Origin of the sequence: Corynebacterium sp. DNF00584 (genome assembly GCF_001552965.1) — a bacterium.
In the GTDB taxonomy this organism is placed as follows: domain Bacteria; phylum Actinomycetota; class Actinomycetes; order Mycobacteriales; family Mycobacteriaceae; genus Corynebacterium; species Corynebacterium phoceense.
This window is the reverse complement of sequence record NZ_KQ959732.1, coordinates 23782-48764: the sequence shown is the minus strand read 5'-3', so window position 1 is coordinate 48764 and position 24983 is coordinate 23782. Positions and strand designations below refer to the sequence as shown.

At 63.4% G+C, this 24983-nt stretch carries 19 protein-coding genes and 1 pseudogene; 9 read left to right on the top strand and 11 right to left on the bottom strand.

Going from position 1 to position 24983, the window contains the following annotated elements; all coding sequences use genetic code 11:
* Nucleotides 1-278: 278 nt before the first annotated feature.
* The 3 genes from HMPREF0307_RS02510 to HMPREF0307_RS02500 all read right to left on the bottom strand — a co-directional run bounded on the left by HMPREF0307_RS02510 (nucleotide 279) and on the right by HMPREF0307_RS02500 (nucleotide 3689).
* On the bottom strand, nucleotides 279-545 hold the full coding sequence (locus HMPREF0307_RS02510; RefSeq protein WP_066486533.1) for an HPr family phosphocarrier protein: 267 nt from the start codon (nucleotides 543-545) through the stop codon (nucleotides 279-281).
* Between the two features lie 90 nt (nucleotides 546-635).
* Nucleotides 636-2693, bottom strand: a complete 2058-nt coding sequence (locus tag HMPREF0307_RS02505; RefSeq protein ID WP_066486528.1) for a PTS fructose transporter subunit IIABC — start codon at nucleotides 2691-2693, stop codon at nucleotides 636-638.
* Nucleotides 2694-2726: 33 nt separating this feature from the next.
* Nucleotides 2727-3689: a 1-phosphofructokinase family hexose kinase gene (locus HMPREF0307_RS02500; RefSeq protein ID WP_066486520.1), complete on the bottom strand. Its 963-nt coding sequence runs from the start codon at nucleotides 3687-3689 to the stop codon at nucleotides 2727-2729.
* A gap of 234 nt (nucleotides 3690-3923) precedes the next feature.
* Here HMPREF0307_RS02500 and ptsP point away from each other — a divergent pair, with 234 nt between their 5' ends.
* The gene (gene ptsP, locus HMPREF0307_RS02495; RefSeq protein ID WP_066486514.1) at nucleotides 3924-5609 is read left to right on the top strand and encodes a phosphoenolpyruvate--protein phosphotransferase; all 1686 of its coding nucleotides are present in this window, start codon (nucleotides 3924-3926) and stop codon (nucleotides 5607-5609) included.
* A gap of 180 nt (nucleotides 5610-5789) precedes the next feature.
* On the opposite strand, the gene HMPREF0307_RS02490 is transcribed toward ptsP, so the two are convergent.
* The gene (locus HMPREF0307_RS02490) at nucleotides 5790-6575 is read right to left on the bottom strand and encodes a DeoR/GlpR family DNA-binding transcription regulator (protein WP_066486512.1); all 786 of its coding nucleotides are present in this window, start codon (nucleotides 6573-6575) and stop codon (nucleotides 5790-5792) included.
* 374 nt (nucleotides 6576-6949) lie between these two features.
* Nucleotides 6950-7651 carry a transcriptional repressor LexA gene (gene lexA, locus HMPREF0307_RS02485; protein ID WP_066486503.1) on the bottom strand — a complete coding sequence of 234 codons (702 nt, stop codon included), beginning with the start codon at nucleotides 7649-7651 and terminating at the stop codon, nucleotides 6950-6952.
* A 555-nt stretch (nucleotides 7652-8206) separates the two neighbouring features.
* On the opposite strand from lexA, the gene HMPREF0307_RS12815 reads away from it, so the two are divergent.
* A complete protein-coding gene (locus tag HMPREF0307_RS12815; RefSeq protein ID WP_141629113.1) occupies nucleotides 8207-8407 on the top strand; it encodes a hypothetical protein in 201 nt (66 codons plus the stop codon).
* 197 nt (nucleotides 8408-8604) lie between these two features.
* Nucleotides 8605-9063: a transcriptional regulator NrdR gene (gene nrdR / locus HMPREF0307_RS02480; protein ID WP_066486500.1), complete on the top strand. Its 459-nt coding sequence runs from the start codon at nucleotides 8605-8607 to the stop codon at nucleotides 9061-9063.
* 106 nt (nucleotides 9064-9169) lie between these two features.
* On the opposite strand, the gene hrpA is transcribed toward nrdR, so the two are convergent.
* Nucleotides 9170-13066, bottom strand: a complete 3897-nt coding sequence (gene hrpA, locus HMPREF0307_RS02475; protein ID WP_066486498.1) for an ATP-dependent RNA helicase HrpA — start codon at nucleotides 13064-13066, stop codon at nucleotides 9170-9172.
* A gap of 177 nt (nucleotides 13067-13243) precedes the next feature.
* On the opposite strand from hrpA, the gene HMPREF0307_RS02470 reads away from it, so the two are divergent.
* A complete protein-coding gene (locus HMPREF0307_RS02470) occupies nucleotides 13244-14290 on the top strand; it encodes a hypothetical protein (RefSeq protein ID WP_066486493.1) in 1047 nt (348 codons plus the stop codon).
* Between the two features lie 83 nt (nucleotides 14291-14373).
* Here the strand turns inward: HMPREF0307_RS02470 and HMPREF0307_RS02465 are convergent, their stop codons facing one another.
* On the bottom strand, nucleotides 14374-15330 hold the full coding sequence (locus tag HMPREF0307_RS02465) for a hydrogen peroxide-inducible genes activator (protein WP_066486490.1): 957 nt from the start codon (nucleotides 15328-15330) through the stop codon (nucleotides 14374-14376).
* A gap of 170 nt (nucleotides 15331-15500) precedes the next feature.
* On the opposite strand from HMPREF0307_RS02465, the gene HMPREF0307_RS02460 reads away from it, so the two are divergent.
* The 3 genes from HMPREF0307_RS02460 (at nucleotide 15501) to HMPREF0307_RS12810 (ending at nucleotide 17102) form a co-directional block, all read left to right on the top strand.
* Complete coding sequence (locus tag HMPREF0307_RS02460) at nucleotides 15501-16094, top strand: peroxiredoxin (protein WP_066486487.1); 594 nt, start codon at nucleotides 15501-15503, stop codon at nucleotides 16092-16094.
* Between the two features lie 116 nt (nucleotides 16095-16210).
* Nucleotides 16211-16735, top strand: a complete 525-nt coding sequence (locus HMPREF0307_RS02455) for an alkylhydroperoxidase, AhpD family (RefSeq protein WP_066486484.1) — start codon at nucleotides 16211-16213, stop codon at nucleotides 16733-16735.
* A 223-nt stretch (nucleotides 16736-16958) separates the two neighbouring features.
* Nucleotides 16959-17102, top strand: coding sequence for a hypothetical protein (locus tag HMPREF0307_RS12810; protein ID WP_154666913.1), 144 nt, complete (start codon nucleotides 16959-16961; stop codon nucleotides 17100-17102).
* A 200-nt stretch (nucleotides 17103-17302) separates the two neighbouring features.
* Here the strand turns inward: HMPREF0307_RS12810 and HMPREF0307_RS02450 are convergent.
* Nucleotides 17303-17866: pseudogene (locus tag HMPREF0307_RS02450) on the bottom strand (PTS sugar transporter subunit IIC); the annotation flags it as partial.
* An 86-nt stretch (nucleotides 17867-17952) separates the two neighbouring features.
* Here HMPREF0307_RS02450 and HMPREF0307_RS02445 point away from each other — a divergent pair.
* A complete protein-coding gene (locus tag HMPREF0307_RS02445) occupies nucleotides 17953-18525 on the top strand; it encodes a hypothetical protein (protein WP_066486479.1) in 573 nt (190 codons plus the stop codon).
* A 47-nt stretch (nucleotides 18526-18572) separates the two neighbouring features.
* Here HMPREF0307_RS02445 and HMPREF0307_RS02440 read toward each other — a convergent pair whose 3' ends face one another.
* Together HMPREF0307_RS02440 and HMPREF0307_RS02435 are read right to left on the bottom strand one after the other, a co-directional pair.
* A complete protein-coding gene (locus HMPREF0307_RS02440) occupies nucleotides 18573-21125 on the bottom strand; it encodes a DEAD/DEAH box helicase (RefSeq protein WP_066486477.1) in 2553 nt (850 codons plus the stop codon).
* A 33-nt stretch (nucleotides 21126-21158) separates the two neighbouring features.
* Nucleotides 21159-22241 carry a PAC2 family protein gene (locus HMPREF0307_RS02435; RefSeq protein ID WP_066486475.1) on the bottom strand — a complete coding sequence of 361 codons (1083 nt, stop codon included), beginning with the start codon at nucleotides 22239-22241 and terminating at the stop codon, nucleotides 21159-21161.
* Nucleotides 22242-22539: 298 nt separating this feature from the next.
* Here HMPREF0307_RS02435 and HMPREF0307_RS02430 point away from each other — a divergent pair, with 298 nt between their 5' ends.
* Nucleotides 22540-23697, top strand: a complete 1158-nt coding sequence (locus HMPREF0307_RS02430) for a DUF4192 domain-containing protein (protein WP_082723188.1) — start codon at nucleotides 22540-22542, stop codon at nucleotides 23695-23697.
* Nucleotides 23698-23772: 75 nt separating this feature from the next.
* Here the strand turns inward: HMPREF0307_RS02430 and galE are convergent, their stop codons facing one another.
* On the bottom strand, nucleotides 23773-24762 hold the full coding sequence (galE, locus tag HMPREF0307_RS02425) for a UDP-glucose 4-epimerase GalE (protein ID WP_066486471.1): 990 nt from the start codon (nucleotides 24760-24762) through the stop codon (nucleotides 23773-23775).
* Nucleotides 24763-24983 lie beyond the last annotated feature (221 nt).

Below are 24983 nucleotides of genomic sequence, written 5' to 3'. Positions count from 1 at the left end.
CAGCGGGCTTTCACATGTCCCTGGCCGCCCACCGCACAGTCTTTGCGCGGATTTCACGACAACGAAGCCCTTTAGGTCCGCGTTCCGGGGCGCCTTCGTTGTCCTGAAAACCGAACCCGCGGACTTCGCGGAAGGGGAGACGGGATTTCACGACAACGAAGCGCCCGAATGTCCTCGGTTTTGAGGCCTTGGTTGTCGTGAAATCCGGGTACGCCAGGGGACAAGCCTTTTGAAAACACGAAAAGCGGGCCCGAGGGCCCGCTTGTCAGGATGAAGACTTAGGCGTCCAGGTCCTTCTCGATGAGAGCGGCGATCTTCTCGACAGCGTCCTCGTTGTCAGAGGTAACGGTGACCTCGTCGCCCTGCTCGGCACCGAGGGCCATGATCATCAGGGACGAGGCAGCGTCGGTCTCGTCGTCATCGTCGCCACCCACGAGGGTGAGGAAGATGTCCTCGTCGTACTCGCCAGCAGCATCAGCGATGATGGAAGCCGGACGGGCGTGCAGGCCGACGGAGGAACCAACCTTAACGGTCTTAGAAGCCATGGTATGTAAGTCCTTTCATACGGGGTAAATCGTTGTAAACCAGTGTACTCGTCCCCAGCCGGATGCGCCGGGGACCATACGTGAGAAGAATTACGCGGCGGTTGCTTCAGCCTTGGCGGCCTCGGCCTCGACCGTCTTGTTGGGCCAGAACTGCTTCATGGCGATGACCGCGAGGGTGGAGACGGCGATGCCGGCGAGCAGCGCGATGATCCAGCCCCAAATCGGGTCGATGGCGAAGAAGACGAAGATGCCGCCGTGCGGAGCACGGGAACCGACGTGGAAGGCCATGGACAGGGCACCGGTGACGGCGCCACCGGCCATCATGGACGGGATGACGCGCAGCGGGTCAGCCGCGGCGAACGGGATGGCACCCTCGGAGACGAAGGACAGGCCCAGCAGCCAGGAAGACTTGCCGTTTTCTTGCTCGGCAGGGGTGAATAGGTTCTTGCGCAAGAACGTGGCGATGGACAGGGCAATCGGCGGGACCATACCGGCGGCCATGACGGCAGCCATAATCTGCATGGAGGCTTCGTCGCCCGTGGACAGGCCAGCGGTCGCGAAGAGGTAGGCCGCCTTGTTGACCGGGCCACCGAGGTCAAAGCACATCATGAGGCCGAGGATGATGCCGAGCAGCACGGCAGAGGAGCCGGACATGGACGACAACCAGTTCTGCAGGCCGTTCATGATCGCCTCGAGCGGTGCGCCGAGGACGAGGTACATGAGCAGGCCGGTAACGAGGGAAGCAAGCAGCGGGATGATGACGACCGGCATGAGGGAGCCCAGCCAGCGCGGGACCTTCCAGTTGCCGATCCACATGGCGACGAGACCAGCGATAAGACCGGTGACCAGACCGCCGATGAAGCCGGCGCCCAGGGTCACGGCGATGGCGCCGCCGACGAAGCCCGGTGCGATGCCCGGACGGCCAGCGAGCGCGAACGCGATATAACCGGACAGGGCCGCAACGATGAAGCCCATCGCCGCTTGGCCGGTCGCGAAGAGCACCGCGCCGATGTAGAGCAGGAAGCCGGAGCGCTCGAAGGTCATCATCGTGCCATCGACGTCGACCTCGTGGCCCGGCAGGTTGTTAAGCGAGTACTGCGTAGAGATGGCGCCCCAACCGTTGGCCATGTCATAGCCGCCGAAGAGGAAGCCGAGGGCGAGCAACAGACCGCCGGCGGCAACGAACGGCACCATGTAGGACACGCCCGTCATAATCGCCTGCTGGATGCGCTTGCCCCAGCCCAGGCCTGCGCCTTCTTCCTGTGCAGAGCTTGCCGATGCCGCCCCAGCGGTGCCGGCTACCTTGCGGGCGTTGGGATTCTTTGAGGCAGCGATGGCCTCGTCGATCATCTTGCCCGGCTCGTTGATGCCGCGCTTGACGCCAGACTCGATGACGGGCTTGCCCGCGAAGCGCTCGCGGTCGCGGACTCCCACATCGGTGGCGAAGATGACGGCGTCAGCCGCGTCGATGGTCGCCTGGGACAGGGCCGTGTTGTTGGAGGAACCCTGGGTCTCGACCTGCAGGTCGACGTCGGAACGCTCGGCGGCGGTCTGCGTGAGGGCATCGGCAGCCATATAGGTGTGGGCGATGCCAGTGGGGCAGGCCGTGACGGCGACGATACGCGTGACGTTGGCAGCCGGTGCGGCGGCTGCGGTAGCGGGGGCATCGGCAGGCTGGGCCTTAGGCTTCTTCTCGGCGTTGACGACGTCGAGGACGAGCGTGACGATTTCTTCCTTCGTACTTGCGGATCGAAGAGCCGCAAGGAAGTCCTTCTTCACGAGCGCGCGTGCGAGCTTGGAGAGGATCTTGAGGTGCGCCTTGCCGCCGCCGGCGGGGGCTGCGATGAGGAAGACGAGGTGAGCGTCGCCGTCCGGGCCCGAAAAATCCACGCCCTGAGACAGGCGCGCGAATGCGAGGGTCGGCTCGGTGACAACCTCGGAACGGCAGTGGGGGATAGCCACGCCGCCGGGCACGCCGGTACCGGCCTGTGCCTCGCGGTTGATGGCGGGCTGCGCGAGTCCCTCGATGTCAGTCGCGCGGCCAGTGCCGTGGACTAGCGTGGCGAGGTTCGTAATGACCGATTCGACACTGTCACCAAAGTCGGCGTCAAGCGCGACCAGGTCGGTCGTAATCAGATCGGATGCCATGTCAGGCTCCTTACTTCATTTATCTGGGGTGGATTACAGGGCAGAGACTGTGGTCTCTTCAATATTCAATTGTTCCGGGCGCGGAATCGTTGTGCCGGGCAGTCCGGCTGCCGCGGTGCCATAGGCAACCGACTGGGCGAGTGAGTCCGCGAAGTTCTTGCCCTGGCTGCGTGCCAGGATGTAGCCAGCGAGAGAGGAGTCGCCTGCGCCGACGGTCGACTTGACCTCGACGGGCGGCGGGGTCGCAATCCAGGCGCCCTCCGGGGTAACGAGGACGGCGCCTGCGCCGCCCAAGGTGACGAGCACCTGGGGGATGCCTCGCGCGTTGACCTCGCGCGCCGCCTCGACGACGCCGCTGAAGTCCCCGTCTTCCGCCTGGCGCTCGAGCGCCAGACCGTCGCGACCGGTGAGCTGTCCCAGCTCCAAGCCATTGGGCTTGATGAGGTCCGGCGCGGAGTCGTCCAGGCGGGCGCCGAGGGCCTCCATGGGGCCATCCGAGGTGTCGACGGCGATCTGCGAGTTGGGGTTGGCCGCGCGCACGGCGCGCACCAGGGTGGCGTACCAGTCCTTGTCCACGCCGCGTGGCAGAGAACCGGCGAGGACGACCCAGTCGGCCGTGGCCGCTGCGGCGCTCAAGCGGGCGACGAGCTCGGCCTGCGTGTCTTCAGACAGCGTCGGGCCCAAGCCGTTGATCTTCGTGGTGCGGCCGTCCGGCTCCGTGATGGTGGAGTTCGTACGCACGAGATCCGTCATAAGGATATTCTCGAACGGGACTTCGGAATCCTCGACGAGACTGAGGAAGCCGTCGCGGTTCGCAGCCGGGAACAGCGCGAGCGTCGGTGCGCCTGCGAGATGCACGGCGTGGGAGACGTTAAGTCCCTTGCCACCGGCGGCGTGGCTATAAGCCACGGTGCGCTGGACGGCGCCGGGCTCCAGCGGTCCACCCAGCTCCTGGGTGGCGTCGACGCTGGGGTTCGGTGTCAGTGTGACGATCATCTAATAAACATCCCTCTCCGGATATTTCCGTATGCTGGTGTTTGTTGGTGTTTCTCCCGGATGGTGGACACTCTGGGAAAACGCTTGTGAATTACATTTGTGGTCACTGTTGATTTTTGTCCGAATCTGTCCGTTTGTCAATGGTTTCCTGTGTTTTCTATTGATTTTGCGTCCGATTTGTGATGATCTGAACAAAAGACACCATTCGATATGAATGCAAGGGAGTTTCCACGCATGGAAAACGCATCTCAGTCCACTATCAAGGGCACCGGCGTCGTTTCGGGCGTCGCTTTTGCTGAGGCCGTCTGGGTACGACCCCGCCCCGATCTGCCGACCTCGGGCACGCCGATCGCCGAAGATGAGGCAGCGGCAGAATTCGATCGCTTTAACGAGGCCGTGCTCACCGTTTCCAGTCGTCTGGAGACCCGCGCCGCGGGCGCGGAAGGCAACGCGGCTGAGGTGCTCAACGCGACCGCCGGCATGGTCAAGGACCGCGGCTGGCACAAGGCCGTGCGTAAGAACATCAACGCCGGCAATAACGCGGAATACGCCGTCGTCGGCGCGACCGACAAATTCATCGCCATGTTCGAGGCTGCGGGCGGCGTCATGGCTGAGCGCACGACCGACCTAAAGGACGTGCGTGACCGCGTTATTGCACAGCTGCGCGGCGAGCCGGAGCCCGGCCTGCCCGCCGTTGAGGGCGAAGCCGTTCTCTTCGCCGATGACCTCGCGCCGGCGGATACCGCGACCCTCGACGGCACCCACATCAAGGCGCTCGTCACCGAGCTCGGCGGCCCGACCTCGCACACCGCGATCATCGCGCGTCAGCTCGACATCCCGTGCATCGTCGCCGTAGGCGCCAAGCTGCGCGACATCGAGCCGGGCACCAAGGTCTTCGTCGACGGTTCGTTGGGTACCGTGACCCTCGGTGCTGACCCGGCTACCTCTGAGGCCGCCGTCGCGGAGTACCGCGAGCGCGCCGCCAAGGTGGCGCAGTGGACCGGTCCGGCCCAGACCAAGGACGGCCACCGCTTCCAGCTGCTCGCCAATGTGGCAGACGGCAATGCCGCTCGCGTCGCCGCTGACACGCAGGCAGAGGGCATTGGCCTCTACCGCACGGAGATGTCCTTCCTGTCCGCGACGGAAGAGCCAACTGTTGATGAGCAGGCACGCATCTATGGCAAGGTCTTCGCTGCCTTCCCGCAGTCCAAGGTCGTTGTCCGTACACTCGACGCAGGCTCGGATAAGCCGATTTCCTACGCCACCATGGAGACCGAGGAAAACCCGGCTCTCGGTGTGCGCGGTCTGCGTATTGCCCGTGACAACGAGTCGCTTCTTACGCGCCAGCTCGACGCCATTGCGAAGGCCGCCGCTGAGCGTGACGAGAACGCTCCCACCTGGGTCATGGCTCCGATGGTTGCTACATCCTCTGAAGCCAAGTGGTTCGCAGATCTGTGCCGTGAGCGCAACCTCACCGCGGGTGCGATGATTGAGGTCCCCGCCGCTGCGCTCATGGCCGACACCATCATGCCGTACCTCGACTTCGTGTCCATCGGTACCAATGACCTCACGCAGTACACCATGGCTGCGGACCGTCTGTCCCCGCAGCTGGCCTACCTCACCGACCCGTGGCAACCGGCCGTGCTGCGTCTTATCCAACACACCTGTGTCGTCGGCCGCGACAACAACGTGGCCGTGGGCGTCTGTGGCGAGGCCGCCGCTGATCCGATGCTCGCCGGCGTGCTCGTCGGATTGGGCGTGAACTCCCTGTCCTGCGCCGCCACCGCCGTCGCCGGCGTGGGCGCTCAGCTCTCGGAGCTCACCCTGGAGCAGTGCCAGAAGATCGCCGACATCGCCGTCAACTCCGTTGGCGCTTCTGAGGCCCGCGAGGCTGTCCGCGAGTACATCGCGAACATCTAAGCGACTTCTGCAGCCGCTGCCGCCCGTGCCCCGTGCATGGGCGGCTTTGTCGTCTTGGCCAACTCGTGTGTCTCGCCACGTGTCGGTCGACCGGAACATGGTTGGAGATACCGAAACGCCCCATTGGCTCATTGTGTGAACCGATGGGGCGTTGTGCAGTGGAGCGTTGGAAAGTCTGGTTTACTTGTCCTCTACGACAATGACCTCAACCTCGCGGTCGCGCAGTTGGTCGATGAAGGACTGCGGTGCGCCGGAATCCGTGATGACCACATCAAGGTCAGCGATTGACGCGAAGCTCACGAGGTAGTCATTGCCCAGTTTCGTGGAGTCGCAGAGCACGACAACCTTCTGTGCGTGGGTAACGAAAGCGGACTTCATTGCAGCCTCTTGGGAGTCTGCCGTGGACAGTCCGTGGTCGAGGGTAAGCGCGTTCGTACCGATGAAGGCGACGTCAGCGCGCATGAGTGCCATGGTGCGCAGCGCCGTATCGCCGACCACCGCCTGCGTGATGGCGCGGACCGTGCCGCCCAGCAGCTGGACCTCGGAGAGACCATTGCTGGCCAGAGAGAGCGCAATGGGAAGGCTATTGGAAACGATGGACCAGCTGTGCGCGTTAGGCTGAACCGAGATGAGGTCAGCGAGAGCGTTGATAGTGGTACCAGCGTCGAGAAAGATGGAGCCGCCCGGCTGTGGGAGGTAGTCCACCGCGGCGCGTGCGATGGCCGACTTGGCGGTTGACGCGGAGCGTGAGCGTGCGTCGAGGGTAAACTCCGCGGTCTGGAAAGACTGGGAAGCAACAGCGCCGCCGTGGACGCGGTGGACGACGCCATCGCGGTCGAGCACCGCTAAGTCGCGTCGAATGGTCTCCGCGGTGACATCGAATCTCTCGGAAAGTTCGGTGACGTTGACGCGCCCTTCGACGGCGGTCAACGAAGCAATCTGGCGGCGGCGCTCCTCAGCGTACATGGCGGCATCACTTCTTTTACTCGGGGACAATTCCGGTCAACGCGTGGTGCGGCGAACAGGACCAGTGCTGCGCGGGCCTCGGTAAGGGAGCCGGGAGCTGGTGCGTCGCGGCGCACTGCATTGCTGCGGTCGCGTTGCCGTATGAAGATATAAGACCATTGTCCCAAAACACGCGTAAAACAAAGGCGTTCGGATCTAATCTCACATTGAGGTGTGCGCCACATCGCCCCTAAAAATTGTTCTACATGGGATTTCGGCTGTGTGCGGACTTCAATCTGTGATGAGTGTCCATGCAGGTATCGCCCCAATTAAGGGGTAAAAAATACCAGAAAAGGGTGGGTAATCCCACCCTTGACTCGTAAAAGGTTATCCGATTAAATCTTGCGGAAAACGGACACGACCTTGCCCATAATGGTGGCATGAGTGCCGTCGATGGGGTCGAAGTCATCATTGTGCGGCAATAGCCACACGCCGGTGGAGTCACGGTGAAATTCCTTGACCGTTGCTTCATCGCCACCCAACAATGCTGCGACAAAGTCGCCTTCCTCGGCGGTGGACTGCGAGTGAACGATGACCCAGTCGCCGTCGAGGATGCCCGCATCCTTCATGGACTCGCCGACGACCTGGAGCATGTACAGATCCCCGGAGCCGACAATCTCGTCCGGCATGGGGAAGTAAGTGTCCACGTTTTCCTCTGCTGTGATGGGGGCGCCTGCGGCAATGCGGCCGACGACCGGCACGTAGCTCACTCCCGAGGCCTCCGGCGGAACCGGCTGTGCGTCCGCAGACTTCGGTGCAGGGCCCGGCTTCTTCTTCTGATCGTGGAGGTGGCGAACGTCCACCGCGCGCGGCTTGTTAGGGTCACGGCGCAAGAACCCCTTTTCCTCCAGCTGCTTGAGCTGGTAGGCCACGGACGAGGTGGACTGCAGTCCGGTAGCGTCACCAATCTCGCGAATGCTTGGCGGATAACCGCGCAGCAGGACTGCGTCGCTGATGACTTCGAGAATGCGACGCTGGCGCTCGCTCAGCGCGGAAACGTCAGGCTTGCCGGTATTTTTTGCTGACTTGCGGGGCATGGGGTCAAGGCTCCTTTGGGTGGGGCGAAAAGTCGTGTGGTCGGTGGACGGGACGAACGTGCGGATACGGACTGGGCGTATTTGCACGAACCGGGAGATGGCTGGGCGAGGAATATGATCCGCCGTGATGCTACCTCCGAGTCGTGCCAGAGACGTGCGACTGCCATGAAATGGCTTCCCCTCTATTTGTAGCACGCTAAGCACGGATGTTCGAGAAATTCGTACGATTTGTGGACAAATTTTCGAAACCTTGCTATAAATCGAACATAGCAACTAATTCGAACATAACAGCGACCAACTTTCGAACATGTTCTTACCGCTTCGTATGATGGCCGCACACGACGAAAGGACTCTCTCATGGCTATCGCATTGAACACTAGTCGCTTCGCAGCTCGTACCTCGTCTTTGGTTGAGAATCACTCCGCCGCAGTCGTGCCGCCGGCGGCCGTGTGGGATGTCCCGGCGGGGCATCGCACTCCACGTCGAACCGGCGCCTACGGTGGGAGCGTTCGAACGCTAGATATCGAACGCCGGAGCGGTCATGGACCAGCATCCGTGCGTCCTCGCAATGCTCGTGTTGATGTTTCGAACACGGAGGAGAGGGAATCGTTGCGCGGCGGCGCAGTGCTCGGTGCCGTGTTTGGAGCAGCGCTCTTCTTCACCATCGTCTTCGGCGGCGGCGCCGCGGAAGAGACCATGACTGGTGCGGATATGGCGCCGCAGGCAGAAGTGGCCGCTGTCAACGGTGCCCGCTAGGTCGCTTGGTCACGCGGGCGGTAGGGAAAGCTTCGCTTGGGGACGTCACGGCGCGGCATGCCGGGGACGTTCGCAAGCGAGACATAAGTAAATAGGGCCCGCGAGGGCAGGGCGCTACACTGGGACATCGAATCCGTACCGCACCCATGGCCGCACAAGTGGCCGTGGTCGCTGCGGCACCGTGGAGAGGAGTCCCAGTGTATTGCCCGTTTTGCCACAATGAACAGTCGCGCGTCATCGACTCACGCGTCGTGGACGCGGGCACAGCCATTCGCCGGCGCCGCGAATGCACGAACTGCACGGGTCGCTTCACGACCGTGGAGAAGGCCGTGCTGCTCGTGGTCAAGCGCAACGGCATTACGGAGCCGTTTAGCCGCGACAAACTTATCCGCGGGGTGCGCCGCGCATGCCAGGGACGCCACGTGCCGGATGACGCGTTGAAGCGCCTTGCCCAAGAAGTCGAGGAAACCGTGCGCAGCCACGGCAGCTCCCAGGTCAACGCCAACGACATCGGTTTGGCGATTCTCGAGCCGTTGCGACATCTCGATGAGGTGGCCTATCTGCGTTTCGCGTCGGTGTATAAGTCCTTCGAAAGTGCAGACGACTTCGAGTCCGAGATTCGCCTCATGAAGCGTCGCGACCGCGCAGACAGCTAGAAGAGCCGGGCCGCGCGCACTGTGCCCGGATACATAGAGCACAAAGGGCCGGGGCGACCTTATTCATGAGATCGCCCCGACCCGACGCGTTGCCGTGGGGCGCTGTTTAGCGCAGCTTGTCCACGGCTTTTTGCACGCGACGTAGCGAGATGGGGCGGGCGGTGCCGAGGCGCTGAGCGAAGAGGGAGACGCGCAGTTCCTCGATCATCCAGTGGATCTCCTTGACCTCGCGGGTCTTCTTGCGGCCAGCGGGGAGGTTGCGCAGTCGGTTCTTCAGGTAGGCGTGGGCCTCGTCGATCTCTGCCTGGCGGTCGGCATCTTTGTCAGGGTCCATGCTCATTTCCTCCAAGCGAATACGCATGGCGGCAACGTAGCGCGGCAGGTGCTGCAGATGAACAAGCCCGTGGACCGTGACGGCGTTACGCGGCAGCAGGAACTCGAGCTGGCGGCGCATATCGTCGATGGCGGGGCCTTCCCACTTGGCGAGCTCTGTGACGACGTTAGCGTATTCCACGAGACCGGGCGCGAGTGCTACGACGGTACGGCGCACGGCACCGGGGACATCGGGCTTGACCTTGGCGCGCAGCTTCTCAAATTCCTCGGGTGAGCGCACGGGACCGCCGGCGGACATCATGAGGTCGCGAATTGCGGCGACGCGGGCGTCGTCGACGAGCCCCTGGGCGCCGCCGTGCGGATACGAGTCCACGGCAACCCGCTGTTGCAAGGGCAGACCCTTGACCATGGGCCCAGCCTGCACGTGGATATCGCGCATCAGCAGGGTGAGCGTGGTGGTGAGCATGGCGGCATCGGCAGCAGCCTTGGTCGGGTGCACCTTGAGCTCCACGCCATCCTTGGTGGCGACGAGCGCTGGATAGGCTTGGACCTCGTGGCCGTCGACGACGGTGGAGACGGTCTCCTCCACGGTGCCGAGGGTCTCGGCAGTCCATTCCTTCACGGCCTTGGACTCGGACTTGCGGCCTACGCGGGAGACGGAGGACTTGATGGAACCGGCTTGGCGCTCGACGAGAGCGGCCAAGTCACGGTCCGAATCCACAATTTTGCCGCGCTTGTCGATGGCCGCGTAGTTCATCTTGAGGTGAGCGGGCAGGGCGGACGGGCGGAAGTCCTCGGTCTGAATGCCGGAGCCGCCGAGCTCGCGGAGGACATCGGCAAGCTGCTGCGTGACGGTGCCTTCGTAAGGGATGACGCGGTCGAGCGCGCGCTCGGCGAACTCGGGCGCAGGAACGACGGTACGGCGCAGGGCCTTGGGCAGAGTGCGGATGAGCTCGGTGAGTAGCTCCAAGCGCAGACCCGGGACCAGCCAATCGAAGCCCTCGGTGTCAAGACCCGCGAGCAGCGGGATGGGCACCATGAGGGTGACGCCATCGAGAGGATCGCCCGGTTCAAACTTGTACGTGAGGTCGTAGTCGATAGACCCCTTGAGCCAGCGGTCAGGGAATGCTTCCTCCGTGACGCCGGCGTCGTCTTCCACAAGCTTCGCTGGATCGAAGTCGAGGAGGTCGGGGTGCTTCTGGCGCTCCTTCTTCCACCAGGAGTCGAAATGGCGGCCGGTCGTAATCTTTGCGGGCAGGCGCGAGTCGTAGAAGTCGAAGAGCCGGTCCTCGTCGACCACAAGTCCGCGGCGGCGTGCCTTCTCCTCGTATTCGGCGGCGTCTTCCAAGGCCTGCGCGTTCTTCTTAAAGAAGGTGTGGTGCGTGTTCCAGTCGCCAGCGATGAGGGCCTCGCGGATGAACATGTCGCGCGCGGCCACCGGATCGACGCGGTGGTAGGGCACGAGGCGGTCGTTGAAGATGGGAACGCCGTAGAGCGTCGCTTTCTCATGCGCCATCGCGGCAGCGCGTTTGCGCGACCACGTGGGCTCCGAATAATGGCGCTTGAGCAGATCTGCGCCGAGTTTTTCCACCCAGGCGGGATCGATGGCTGCGACGTCGCGGGCCCAGAGGCGGGAGGTCTCCACGAGTTCGGAGGCCATGAGGAACTCTGGCGGCTTCTTCGCGAGTGCGGAGCCGGGGAAGACGAGGAAGCGTGTGTTGCGCGCACCCTGGAATTCCTTGGAGCTGCCGTCGCGCGCGCCGATGTTAGACAGCAGGCCGGACAGCAGGGACATGTGGATACGGTCATCATCCCTGGAGGAGGACTCATTAAACTGCCAGCCCAGCTGCTTCGCTACGTCACGCAGCTGGCGCACCAAGTCGAACCACTCGCGGATGCGCATGTAGTGGAGGTATTCCTTCTTCATGCGCTTGCGGAAGGCGTTGCCGGACTGTTCGTCGCGGGTTTCCACGATGTAGTCCCACAGCTTGAGCATCGCCAGGAAATCGGACTTTGTGTCCTTGAAGCGGGCGTGGGCTTGGTCGGCCTGGGCCTTGAATTCGGTGGGGCGCTCGCGCACGTCCTGGATGGTCATGGCGGCGACGATGACGATGACGTCCTCGAGGCAGCCGGTGGTGCGGGCTTCGACGAGCATGCGGGCCATGCGCGGATCGACAGGGATGCGCGCAAGGTCGCGGCCGACTGGGGTGAGGACGGGCAGGCCGTCTTTCTCCTCGTCCTTGAGAGCGGAGAGCTCGTGAAGGAGGAGTAGGCCGTCGCGGATGGCCTTCTGGTCCGGCGGCTGGACGAAGGGAAACTCGGAGATATCGCCCAGTCGCAGCGAGATCATCTGCAGGATGACGCTGGCCAGGTTGGTACGCAGGATTTCCGGATCGGTGAACTCGGGGCGCGAGTTGAAATCGTCCTCGGAGTAGAGGCGGATGGCGATGCCGTCGGCGACACGGCCACAGCGACCGGAGCGCTGGTTGGCGCTGGCCTGCGAGATGGGCTCGATGGGCAAGCGCTGGACCTTGGTGCGCGTGGAGTAGCGAGAGATGCGCGCGGTGCCGGTGTCCACGACGTAGCGGATGCCGGGGACGGTCAGGGAGGTCTCCGCGATATTGGTGGACAGCACAATCCGCCGTCCGCGGTGCGAGGAGAACACGCGGTGCTGTTCCTCGTTGGACAGGCGTCCGAACAGGGGCGTGACCTCCACTCCGCGCCATGTGCGGCCTTCGAGGGCCTCCATCGCGTCACGGATGTCGCGCTCGCCGGGGAAGAAGCAAAGGATATCGCCCTCGCCCTCGGCCATGAGTTCCTCGATGGCTTCGCACAGTCCGTCAAGAGGATCTTGGTCCACAATCTTGCCGCCGGCCTCAAACTCGAGGGGACGGTAGCGAATCTCGACGGGGAAGGTGCGCCCAGAGACCTCAATAATGGGCGCCGGCGTCCCATCCTGGGACGCGAAATGGGACGCAAAGCGCTCCGGGTCAATCGTCGCCGACGTAATGATGACCTTGAGGTCCGGACGCTTGGGCAACAGACGCTTCAAGTAGCCCAGCAGGAAATCGATATTGAGCGATCGTTCGTGCGCCTCGTCAATAATGATCGTGTCATAGGCGTTGAGGAAGCGGTCGCGCTGCATCTCCGCGAGCAAAATACCGTCCGTCATGAGCTTGACCGCGGTCGTTGCCGACACGCGGTCGTCGAAGCGGATGGCGTAGCCAACGGTCTCGCCGATCTTCTGATCCAGTTCCTGCGCGATGCGCTCGGCGACGGTGCGTGCGGCCAGACGACGGGGCTGCGTGTGGCCGATGAGTCCGCGGCGTCCGCGGCCGAGTTCCAAGCAGATCTTGGGGATCTGCGTGGTCTTACCGGAACCGGTTTCGCCAGCGATAATGACGACTTGGTTGTCGCGGATGGCCTCCGCGATGTCATCCTTGCGCGCCGAGACGGGCAGCGCGTCGGGGTAGGTTATCTCCGGAACGGAGGCATCGATAAGCGCGACGCGCTCCTGGGCCGCCTCGATATCGCGGCCGATGGCGGTGCGGGCACCCTCGGAGCGTGCCTTGTGGAGCCGGCGCTTGAAACTGCGTGCCTCGGCGAGGGATACCTTTTCAAGCGCGGCGAAGAGTTCCTCGCGCGAAGGGGCTGTGGTGTTTTCAGACATAGTTGCGCACCAGTCTACCCGCCGCTGCGCGTAGCTTTCCGATGCCGCCGTGCCCGGCGCCCCGCAGCCTCCCGCGCTGTGGATTGTGAGCACATCAGTGGCGGTTCTTCGCTACTCTAGAACCGTTCAGCAGCGCGGGGAGAGTCCCCGTAGCAACAACGTGTGAGGAGCAGTGACGTGACGAACCCACAGGATCCACGCAATCCGTTCGGCGGCGGTGACTACAACTCTGACGGCACTGGTGAGAACGGTGGTGTCTACGGAAACGGCGGAAACTATGGCTACGGTGAGTATGGCCCCACGAATCACCCGGAGGACGCGCCGGGCTTTGGTCAGCAGCCCGCGGGTGGAATTCCGAACTACCCGGGCTACCCGGGGCAGGGCAGCGGAGCAATTCCGGGCGGCCAGCCGGGACCGGGCTACCAGGGCTACAGCGCGAACGAGGCGCTCTTCGGTTACGGCGGCGCGGCGACCGTGAAGGCCGGGCCCGAGACGTCCGTCACGGATGCCATCGGGTGGGGCTTCAAGGCGACGTTCGGCAACGCCAAGCTGTGGATCGTCGGCGGCCTCGTCTACTTCCTGGCTGCCGCGGCATTCGGTGCGCTGGGCGCTGCGCTCGGCGGCGATGAGGGCTCGAATACATTTGTCGATGTCGTTTCCGGCATTCTGTCGCTTATCGTCATGCCGTTCATCCTCCGGTTGGCGCTGTGGCAGATCGATGACCCCACGACGGAGTGGGGCTTCGTTGGCCGCGACGTGAAGTTCTGGCCGACACTGGGTGCGGGGCTTGTCGCCTCCATCATCCCGGGCATCGTGACCTTCGCGCTTATCGCGTCGCCGTTGTTCGGCATGATCGACCTGATGGACAAGCCGAATGTGAGCAATGACGAGCTCTTTGCGGCGTTGGGCTCGTTGTTGCTCATGCTGCTCGTCGTTCTCGTGGTCACCGTGATCATGACCCCGCTGTTACTGCTGATGCAGTGGCACGCGGCGGACGGCGCCAGCGTCAAGGACGCCATCGTGCAGGGCTTCCGTGCCGGCCTGCGTCACTTCTTCCCGCTGCTGGGCTTCACCCTGCTCATGGGTCTCATCATGATGTTTGGCCTCATCGTGACCTTGGGCCTAGGCGCGTGCGTGCTGCTACCGGCGTATACGCTGGGTACTGCACACTACTACCGCCAGGTCGTGGGCGGCGAGATTCCCGCAGCAGGCCGCAAGGCATAGCCACCTTCACGTATACAGCGAAGCGCGCCGCCCGGTCTGTGGGCGGCGCGCTTTGCTATGGAACGCGGGGGCAGTTCGGCGCTTTAGGCAGGGGAGAGCGGTGCCGAACGCTCGACGGCGTTGTGGAATGCGGCGGTGACGAGCGCGCCCAGCTCCTCGAATTCCTGGGAGCGCGCGGCCGAGGAACGGAAGACGAGGCCGATGGTGCGCTCGGCGACGACGTCGGGGGCGAAACGGCCCACGGCGAGCTCCGGGTTGCCGCATTCGGTGGCGAGCGCGGACTCGGGGACGAGCGTGCTGCCCAGGTTGCCCATGACGAGCTGCATGATGGTCGTGAGCGAGGAGGCGCGGGTCACGGCGTTCGTCGCTTCTGCCGGATTAATGTGCGCGGTGCGGCAGAGGTCGAGAATCTGATCGCGCAGGCAGTGCCCGTCATCGAGGAGGAGCAGATCGAGGTCATCGAGCTGCTTGAGCTCAAGGTCGGTGCGGCCGGCGAGTGGGTGCGAGACATTGGTGACGACCCGGAAATTCTCGTGGTAGAGCGGCACCTCGACAAGACCATGCGACTCCGCAGGCAGCGCCATGATGGCGACATCGAGCTGGCCGTCGCGCAGGCGCTGGACGAGGTTATCCGTCTGCTCTTCGACGAAGCGCGGTTCGAGCTCCGGGAACCGCTCGGCGATGGAAGTGAGGAGGTCCGGCAGGATATACGGCGCGATCGTAGGAATAATGCCAATGGTAAGTGGGCCTGTGAGGGTCCCGTTGGCGCCGCGGGCGTGGGCTAAGAAGGCATCGGCAGCTTCGAGCGTGGCCTTGGCATAAGGGAGGAGAGACTCCCCCGCTGTAGTAACAATCACTTTGCGGGTGGAGCGCTCGATAAGTTGGACGCCAAGGCCTTGCTCGAGCGCGACGAGCGCCTGGGAGAGGGAAGGCTGGGAAATCTGCAGCTTGGTAGCGGCGGTGCCGAAGTGCTTATTCTCGGCGATCGTCACGAAAGTGCGCAGCTGAGCAAGCGTGGGACGATACTCTTTATTGTGCATGCCTATAACTCTAACACTTCTTAATAAGTTTAGCTATTGACAGCCTGCGATTTGTTAGGCATAATGGAGCATGTTGGCCACACAGTCCCGGTCATTGTGAGCGGGGCCTGCGGAAACGGCCAGTAGTGAAACCATTCAAGTTGTTTGCACCCTAAGGAGTAACACACACTATGCCTATCTTGACCGTTGGCGAGAAGTTCCCGGAGTTCGACCTCACCGCTCTGAAGGGCGGCGACCTGCACGACGTGAACGCGCAGCAGCCGGAGGATTACTTCGAGCAGGTTTCGCTCGACAAGTACCAGGGCAAGTGGAAGGTTGTCTTCTTCTACCCGAAGGACTTCACCTTCGTCTGCCCGACTGAGATCGCTGCATTTGGCAAGCTGAACGAGGAGTTTGAGGATCGCGACACCCAGGTTCTGGGCGGTTCCACCGACAACGAGTTCGCTCACTTCAATTGGCGTGCAACCCACCCGGAGCTTAAGTCCATCCCGTTCCCGATGTTCGCTGACGTCCGCCACGACCTCATCCGCGCCCTCGGTGTCGAAAACGCTGACGGCGTTGCAGACCGCGCTACCTTCATCATCGATCCGGATGGCATCATCCAGTTCGTCTCCGTGACCCCGGACGCTGTCGGCCGTAACACTGACGAGGTTCTCCGTGTCCTCGACGCTCTGCAGTCTGAGGAAGTGTGCGCCTGCAACTGGGAAGCTAACGACCCGACCAAGAACATCAACAAGCTCGACGTCGTCCAGTCCTCGCTCTAGGGCTGCGCCCATCTCAGGCATTAGGCCATGAGCTTTCAAGCCTCGCACACGCTGCGGGGCTTGCTTTTGACCATCGATTGAAAAACACCTATAAAACGCTGTAAGGAGCAAAGAATATGTCTATCGACAACCTGAAGTCTTCCCTGCCGGAGTACGCCAAGGACCAGAAGCTGAACCTGGGCACCCTCACTCGTTCCACCGAGCTCGACGAGGAGCAGCTGTGGGGCTCCATCCTCGCCGCGGCCGCTGCCACCCGCAACGACACCGTCCTCTCCGAGATCATGGAAGAGGCCAAGGAGCACCTGTCCGCTGAGGCTATTGAGGCTGCCCTCGGCGCCGCTACCGTCATGGCAATGAATAACGTTGCGTACCGCGCTAAGGGCTGGCTGGGCGATGACTTCGCTCAGGTCAAGTTCGGCCTGCGCATGAACATCATTTCCAAGCCGGGCGTTGAGAAGGCCAACTTCGAGCTGTGGAACACTGTTGTCTCCGCCATCAACGGCTGTGAGCACTGCCTCGTTGCTCACACCAAGACCCTCCAGGAGGAGGGCCTGACCAAGGAGCAGGTCTGGGAGGGCATCCGCGTGGCTGCCACCGTTCAGGCTGTTGCACAGGCTGTTCAGATTGAGGCTGCTCGCTAAGAGCATGCACTCCTAGAACCGGTGGAGCTTCCAGTTCTCTTGCACTGGGCCTTGCGTTCACACGAGCGCAGGGCCTTTTTGTGATCCTTGGGGACAATCCACAGGTGAGATCATTTCCGATTGAGCTAGAACGGGCGTGCGTTGTGCGCTAAATTAAGAGCAGTTGTGAGAACTGCATTGACTAGGTCTTCGCATCCTGCCCACTTTTAGTTAAGGAAGGTCTATGAGCACGTCGTCGCGCCTCGCATTTAGCGGTTTGGTCGCTGCCGCGGCCTTGGGGATCGCCGCCTTTTCTTCTGACGGCTCCGCCGTTGCCAGCCCGCACGACGCCACGGCTGAGGAAACCGAGAGCCCCGCGACATTTTAGGGGTACGGCTTTGCCGTGCTTTCCGCGGCGAGGAACTCCAGGAGCGTCGCGCGTTGTGCCCGCTTTTCCGCGAATGTGGTGAGCGTTGGGAGGCCTATCGAGATGCCCTGGCCTATGGGGAGTGGCTGCGTGCCGAAGCCGCCGCCGACGCGCACCGTCTGAGGTAACGGCGTTCCTCGCAGCGGCGTGGTGCCGGAGCTCTACTCGAAGTCCAGCTTGTAGTGCTCCGGCTTCACCCTGCCAAGGAGCGTGCTGTAGACGAAAGTAAAGAGGAAGCCGAGAGCGATGGGGGCGGCGACAAAGACGAGGGCGACGATGATGACGTTGCCAGCGCTCCAGCCCCAACCTTCGTAATTGAGGGCGGCGAGCGGGCCGATGAGGCCGGAAATACCGAAGCCGGCCGAGATAGGCGTGCCGGAAACGCCCACGGCGCCGTCGATGCCGCCGAGGATGGCCGCAGAGCTTAAAATCGGCAGCAGGGTAATGGGGCGCGAAAAGACATTCGCCATCTGGACCTTGGGGGAGCCGAGGACGTGGAGGATGGATGTCGCAAAGCCATTGGCCTTCCAACCGATGATGAGCAGCGTGAAGCCGGTGGCGACGGCACCGAGGTCCGCCGTACCGGAGGCCACGCCCTCCATGAAGATGGCGGTGGCGATGCCGACGGTGGAAATCGGCGAGACGATAAGGAATGCGAAGAGCGTGGAGAGCACGATGCCCATGAGTACGGGCTCGAGCGTCGTCGCAGCGCTAAGCGGTGGGCCAGGCGCCGGGACGGTAGCGCGGGGCGCCGAAGAGTAATATAAGCCCCAGCGGTAACACTCACACCAGCATGATGAAAGGACTCTTTATGTCGTCTCGTTTCCAGTCCAGCTCCCGCCTCACGATCCGCGCGGCGGTGGCTGCCGTCCTCGCTGCAGGAATGGCTGCGGTCAGCCCCACTGTGGCGAGCGCGGATGAGCAGTTGGACCGCGAGTTCCAGCAGGAGCTCGACGCAGTGACGAGCGGTGAGGTCGTCCTGCCGTACCGGTCGCCGACCAACTCTCAGCGCTCGTGGGACACCGAGAAGTTTCTTACGCCGAGCGACCCGGCGTTCTGGAACCAGAACGTGGGCGGCAACCGGATTGTCTCGCCGCAGGGCAACGATGGCCTCGTGTGCGTCCACACGCGGTGGGTCATTGGCCCGTGTTATCAGCACGGCAAGAAGCTCGAGTTCGTTGGCCAGGGTTGGGAAGGAATGTACATCAGCCCGGATCTCCCGGTGAATGCCATTCGCGACGCCACGAACTTCGCTCTGTCCGCGAATGGCGGTGGCCTGGTTCCGGTCACTACGTCCTCGGTCAACGCCATCATCTTGTCGTCTATCTTGACGCAGTACCCGGAGCAGTTCCCGGAGGTTCTCTCCTCGCTCGCGCAGCGTTAGAACAGCGTTAGGCAAGCCGGAGCCGAGGGGCGTCTGGGACTCGACGTCTAGTACTCGACGCGCAAGGAGGACAGGCGCACCTCACCGGCGGCATCGGAAGCATCGAGGTCGACGGTGCCCACGAACTGGAAGGCGTGCTCGCCCTTGGGATCGCAAATGATTTGGCGGACGGTCCAGGCGCGGGTCTCTTGGTCGTTCACGCGGAAGAACTCGGGGCCGCGGGCGGAGGGGCCGGTCTCAATGTCGTCGTACTCGTCGAAGTAATCGTCGAGCACAGCGCCGAAGTCGGGGACCTCGTCAAGATAGTCGAGGAGCTCGGCCAGGCGGTCTTCCTTCTCCAGGGCGAAGAGCTGGACGAGGCGGAAGAAGTAGTTGCGCACCATGATGGTAAACGCGCGGCGGTTGGCGGTAAGGGCCGTGGGGTCCTCGACGCCGAAGGCGAGCTCGCGGTCCAAGTCCTCCTGGGAGATGGGGTTGTCCTCGCCGGCCATCTGAGCCCATTCGTCCACGAGAGAAGAGTCGACCTGGCGGATGAGCTCGCCGAGCCATTCGACGACATCGGCAAGCTCGTCCGTGTAGTACTCGTCGGGGACGGATTGGCGGAGGGTACGCCAGGCGTCGGTGAGGTAACGCAGGATGACGCCCTCGCTGCGGGCGAGGCCGTAGGTGGCCACCAGGTCGGAGAAGGTCATGGCGTTCTCCAGCATGTCGCGCACGACGGATTTGGGCGCGATCTGGAATTCCTTGACCCAGGCATTGGTCTCAGCAAACGTGTCATAGGCCTGCTCGAGGAGTTCCTCCAGGGGCTTGGGCCACGTGATGTCTTCGACGATGGTCATGCGCTCGGTGTAGTCCACGCCATCGGCCTTGAGCTGGGCGATCTCCTCGCCGCGGCGCTGCTTCTGCTGGGCGATGAGAACCTGGCGGGGGTCGTCGAGGATGGCTTCGAAGACGGAGATAATGTCGAGCGTGTAGGTGTCCGACTCTGGGTCGAGCAGGCTCAGTGCGGCGAGCGCGAAAGGCGACAGAGGCTGGTTGAGCGCAAAATCGCGGGGGAGTTCGCGCACCACGTGGTAGGGGCGACCGTAGATGTCGAGGCCCTTGGTGGACTTCTGGACGACGCCGGTGCGCACGAGCCCGCGGAAGAGATCCAGCGCCGTGAGGATATCCTGGTTCTGCTTGGAGCGGGTGTCGTGGTTGGTACGCAGGAGGTGGCGCATGTGCTCGTAGCCGTCGCCGTGGCGGGCAAGGACATTGAGCAGCATGGAGTTGGAGACCTTGAACTGGCTGGTGAGCTGCTCAGGCTCGGCATCGATGAGTCGCAGGTAGGTTTTCTCTGACCAGGTGACCTCGCCGTCGCGGGCGGACTTCTTCTTGAGCTTCTTCAGGCGCGCCGGGTCGTCCCCGGCCTTGCGGCGGGCCTTGGCGTTTTCGATTTCGTGCTCGGGGGCCTCGACAACGACGGTGCCTTCGGTGTCGTAGCCGGCTCGTCCGGCGCGGCCGGCGATCTGGTGGAACTCGCGGGACTTCAAGATGCGCTGGCGGGTGCCGTCGTACTTGGCCAGGCCCGTCATAAGCACGGTGCGGATGGGCACGTTAATACCCACGCCCAGGGTGTCCGTGCCACAGATGATCTTGAGCAAGCCGCGCTGGGCGAGGCGCTCGACCAGGCGGCGGTACTTGGGCAGCATGCCGGCGTGGTGGACGCCAATGCCCTTGCGTAGCAGCTTGGACAGGTCCCGGCCGAAGGTCGTGGTAAAGCGGAAACCACCGATTTCCTTCGCGACTGCGTCCTTTTCCTCGGGCGTGAGGATTGTGCCGATGGAGGTGAGCGCTTGGGCGCGCTCGGAGGCCTCGCGCTGGGAGAAGTGCACGACGTAGATGGGTGCCTTGCCCGTGGAGAGGAGTTCTTCGATGGTGTCCTGCACGCCCGTAAAGACATAAGAGAAGTCGAGCGGCACGGGACGGGTGGTCCCGGCAACGAGCGTGGTGTCGCGGCCGGTGCGCTGGGTGAGGTCCTCCTCGAGCCACGACGTGTCGCCGAGTGTGGCGGACATGAGGAGGAACTGCGCCTTGGGCAGTTCCAGGAGCGGTACTTGCCAGGCCCAGCCGCGGTCGGGCTCAGAGTAGTAGTGGAACTCATCCATGACGACTTGGTCGATAGAGGCCTCCGCGCCGTCGCGCAGCGCGATATTGGCGACGATCTCCGCGGTGGCCGCGATAATCGGCGCGTTGCCGTTGACGGTGGCGTCGCCCGTCATCATGCCCACGTTATCGGGGCCGAAGATCTCGCACAGCGCGAAGAACTTCTCGGAGACCAGCGCCTTAATGGGTGCGGTGTAGAAGCTGCGCTGGCCGCGGGCGAGCGCAATAAAGTGCGCGGCGTTGGCGACCATGGACTTGCCGGAGCCGGTGGGTGTCGCAAGGATGACATTGTCGCCGGCGAGGATGCCCAACGAGGCTTCCTCCTGGGCGGGGTAGAGGCTAATCCCGCGGTCTTTCGTCCACGCGATGAAGGTGTCCCACACCGCCTCGTCGAAGAGGGAGGAGGGGACATCCTCAAGGTCGGCCAGCTTGTCAGACAACGTCGCGGTATTCACGACTCACCAGTCTACAAGGCAGGCCGACGCGAGTTACTTGGCTTCGCCCGAATCGTCGGAGTCATCGGAAGCATCCGAGTCTCCGGCAGAAGGACCACCCAGCTCTTGCGGGCCCGAAGAGTCCCGACCGAAGTTATCCTCGCGGTCGTTGATGTCTGCGGTGAGGATCTGGTCGCGCCAGGAATTCTCGTGGCCCAGGGCGTCGAGGAAGCGCTCGAATTCCTCCGAGAGCTCTTCGCCGGTAGGCGCGCCCTGCTCGCCCGGCATGATGGCCTGCGGGTGCTCCTCGCGGTAGCGCTCCATATAGGCGTCGTACTGGTTCTCCAGCTGGCCCACGACCTGTGCGATCTCCTCGGAGTCGTTGACCTGCTCCTCAATCTGGTGGTTGAGTCGCGCGGCGTCGGCCTCCAGGGCGCGCAGTGGCAGCTTGAGGCCCGTCACGGAGGCGACGGACTCGAGAAGCTCGAGCGTCGCCTGCGGGTACGGGGAGTTGGCCAGGTAGTGCGGCACGTGCGCCGTGTAGCCCGCCACGTTCCGGCCGGCCTTCGCCAGGGCGCGTTCGATGTACATCTGCGCCGCACCCGGGACCATCATCGTGGAGTCGAGGCGGAACATGCGGTTCACGAGCTCCGGTGAGTTGCCGTGGGCCGTAATCACCATGGGGCGCGTATGCGGCACCGGCATGGGCGCGCCATACAGCGCGACCGTCTGCTTGACGTCGAACTTATCAACCAGGTCAGTGACGGCCTTGGTAAAAGCCTGCCAGCGCAGGTCCGGCTCGGGGCCAGACAGCAGCAGGAAAGCCTTGTCCGCGTTATCGCGCAGCACGCGCATATCGAGATCGAGATTCTCAATCTCTATCGGTGCGTCATTATCGAGCGTCACCGCAGGGCGGCGCGAGCGGTAATCGATGAGCTCGTCCGCGTTAAAGGATGCGATAAGTCTGTTATCGAGCGCCGCCTTGAGGTGGTCGGCACTGTGCTCGACCGCCTGGCCCGCGTCCGCGTAGCCGTGCAGGGCGACGATAAGGGTGGGGCCGTCCGTCTCGCCGGCCGCGGTGTCGTTCACCGCCGGTGCTGGGTACTCCAGCTCATACATGCGATCTTCGTTCGCCATGGTGTCCTCCTAGCGTCTATACCCTCCACAACAGCGAACCTCACCGTTGTTATTCCCTTGCACGCAATCAAATTTCAGGGGTGCGGCAATGGGGTAGGTGGCCAACTATTTTAGCGCGAAAAACCTGCCAAGCGTGCCGGTTGTGCCCCATCTATTCCTGTGGAGTCAATACCAATGTGTGCATCTGTGGATAATCCCCGGGGGACTGCACACTCTATTGGGCAATGCACCCACGTTTTCCACAGGCACGAACGCGCCGGTCTCGACACCATGTAAAGTAACCCGCCACAGTGAAAGCATGACTACTTCACATGATGCTGTTACACCTGGTTACCTGCTCGCTTCTATCCCTGGGGCGCTCGGATTTTATCCCAGCGACTCCATCATCCTCATGGGCTTTAGCTCAGAGGACAATCGCCTCGTCTTAGGGCCCGTCGCCCGTTTCGACATCGCGCTGGCCTCGCGCCAACTGCCTGAGGCCTTCGCCGTCGTCGCCGCGGGGGCGGACGTCGTCTTCGCCTTCATCGTTTCCCACCGCCCCGACCCCGCCATTCATGACCTCACCGATCTCCTCTTCGACTTCTCTGCTGACCTCGACGACACTGACCGCACCGTCGACGCCTGCTGGTTTACCCCAGAGATTTCCGTCGGCCAGCCCTATGAGATGTGCTTTGCCCCGGCGGAGATTCCGCTCACGCACACCGCGGAATGGCAACAGGGCACCATTGACTCCATCGCCGCGTCGCCCACCATGGAGCGCTGGCGCGAGGCTGGCCGCCTGCCAGAGATTTCCCGTGACGAGGCCTTCGCCTGCTTCGACGAGGCCAATCCTCACTTCGGCCCGCGCGATATCGCAGCCATGGTGAGAGCCGCTGCTTCCGATGCCCCCTTGCTCGCCCAAGGCCGTCCCGCCCGGCCTGTGCCCATGGCAGCCGGCGGGGCGGCCAGCACCCTGGCCGAGGACGTCCGCCTGCGCTTCGAGGACCGCGACATCGTGCCGCTGGCGACGCGGGTCTTTAGCGAGCTGTCGAATATGACGGGTGAGCCGCCGGAGGACGACCCCGTGCGTGCCGATGCCGTCCTGCTCACCCGCATGGCGACCATCCTGTACGACACCGCGTTGCGCGATCTCATCGTGAGCGCTCTGTGCGACCAACCCAAGGGCGCGGCGCGAGTGCTGCTCGCCGTGGCGCAGACGGTGCACGGACCCGCGCGCACCAACGCGTTGGCGCTCTATGCCATGGCGCAGGTCGCGCTCGGCTTGCCGATGGTCGCCGGCACCGTGTTGTCCGTCGCCCTCGAGGAAGACCCGGAGCACACCCTCGCGGGCCTGCTTATGCGTGGGTATCGCGCCGGGCTGCAGGACAAGATGGTGGCGAACTTCCGGCGCGGATCCGCCAAGGCGCGTGCGAGCCTCGGCCTCGACGAGGACGGCGAGCGCGCCTTGTGTGCCTAGCGGACGTGTGTCCATGCCCGAAACGACGAAATCTCGGCACCGTAATCGGCGCCGGGACTCGTGTGTGGAAGACGCTTAGCGGACGCGCTTGGCGGAGTGCGCGCGCTCGCCCAGGTTCTTCGTGAAGTTCCAAGCGTCGGTCACGATGGTGGTGAGCTCTGTACGCGTCGGGTTCCAGCCCAGCTCTTCCTTGATCTTGGCGGAAGACGCGATGAGCGTCGCCGGGTCGCCAGCGCGGCGCGGGGCAAGCTCGGCCGGGATGGGGTGGCCTGTCACGGCGCGGCAGGCCTCGATGACCTGCTTGACGGAGTAGCCGTCGCCCGAGCCCAGGTTGTAGATGCGGTGCGTGCCCGGCGTATTCGTCTCGAGCGCGAGGACGTGTGCGTCCGCGAGGTCGCGGATGTGGATGTAGTCGCGCACGGCCGTGCCATCCGGGGTGGGGTAGTCATCGCCGAAGATAAAGATCTTGTCGCGGTGGCCCAGCGCCACCTGGAGCACGAGCGGGATGAGATGGGTCTCGATTTCGCGGTTCTCGCCAATCTCGCCGTAAGCGCCCGCAACGTTGAAGTAGCGCAGCGAGGTCGCGCCCAGGCCGTAGGCGTTCGCGTAGGACGTGATGGCGTAGTCGATGGAGAGCTTCGTCGCGCCGTACGTGTTCGTGGGTTTGGTAGGCAAGTCCTCGGTGATCGGCACGACCTCGGGCTCGCCGTAGGTCGCCGCGGTGGACGAGAAGACGAGGTTCTTCACGTCGTTGGCGCGCATCGCGTCGAGCAGCGCCAGCGTGGTGACGAGGTTGTGCTGCCAGTACTCGTCCGGCACCTCCATGGACTCGCCGACAAGCGAGCGTGCCGCGAAGTGGACGACGCCCTCGAAGCCGCCTTCGCCGAGGACCTCGGCGGCCTTATCACGCACGTCGCCCTCGACGAGGCGGGCGGCGGCCGGGACGGCCTCGCGGTTGCCCGTGGTGAAGTTGTCAATGATGGTGACGTCGTGGCCGGCCTCGACGAGGACGGCGGCGCACACGCTTCCCACGTAACCGGCACCGCCGGTGACAAGCAGCTTCATGAATAGGACCTTTCCATTAGGCGGTTGGGGCAATGCCCGCGGTACATGCTGCGGGCAGGCGAGTCGAGTCAGGAGTGTTGGTCTGTATACAACAATCTCCCACTGTAGACGCGAACGCGGCCGCGGTCCCGGTGCGAAACTCGTGTGGCCCAGTGAGGGGCGAAACGAGCGGCACAGGGAGCGCGGCCGCGGAGAAGACGCCGGTGCGAAAGGCGAGCACC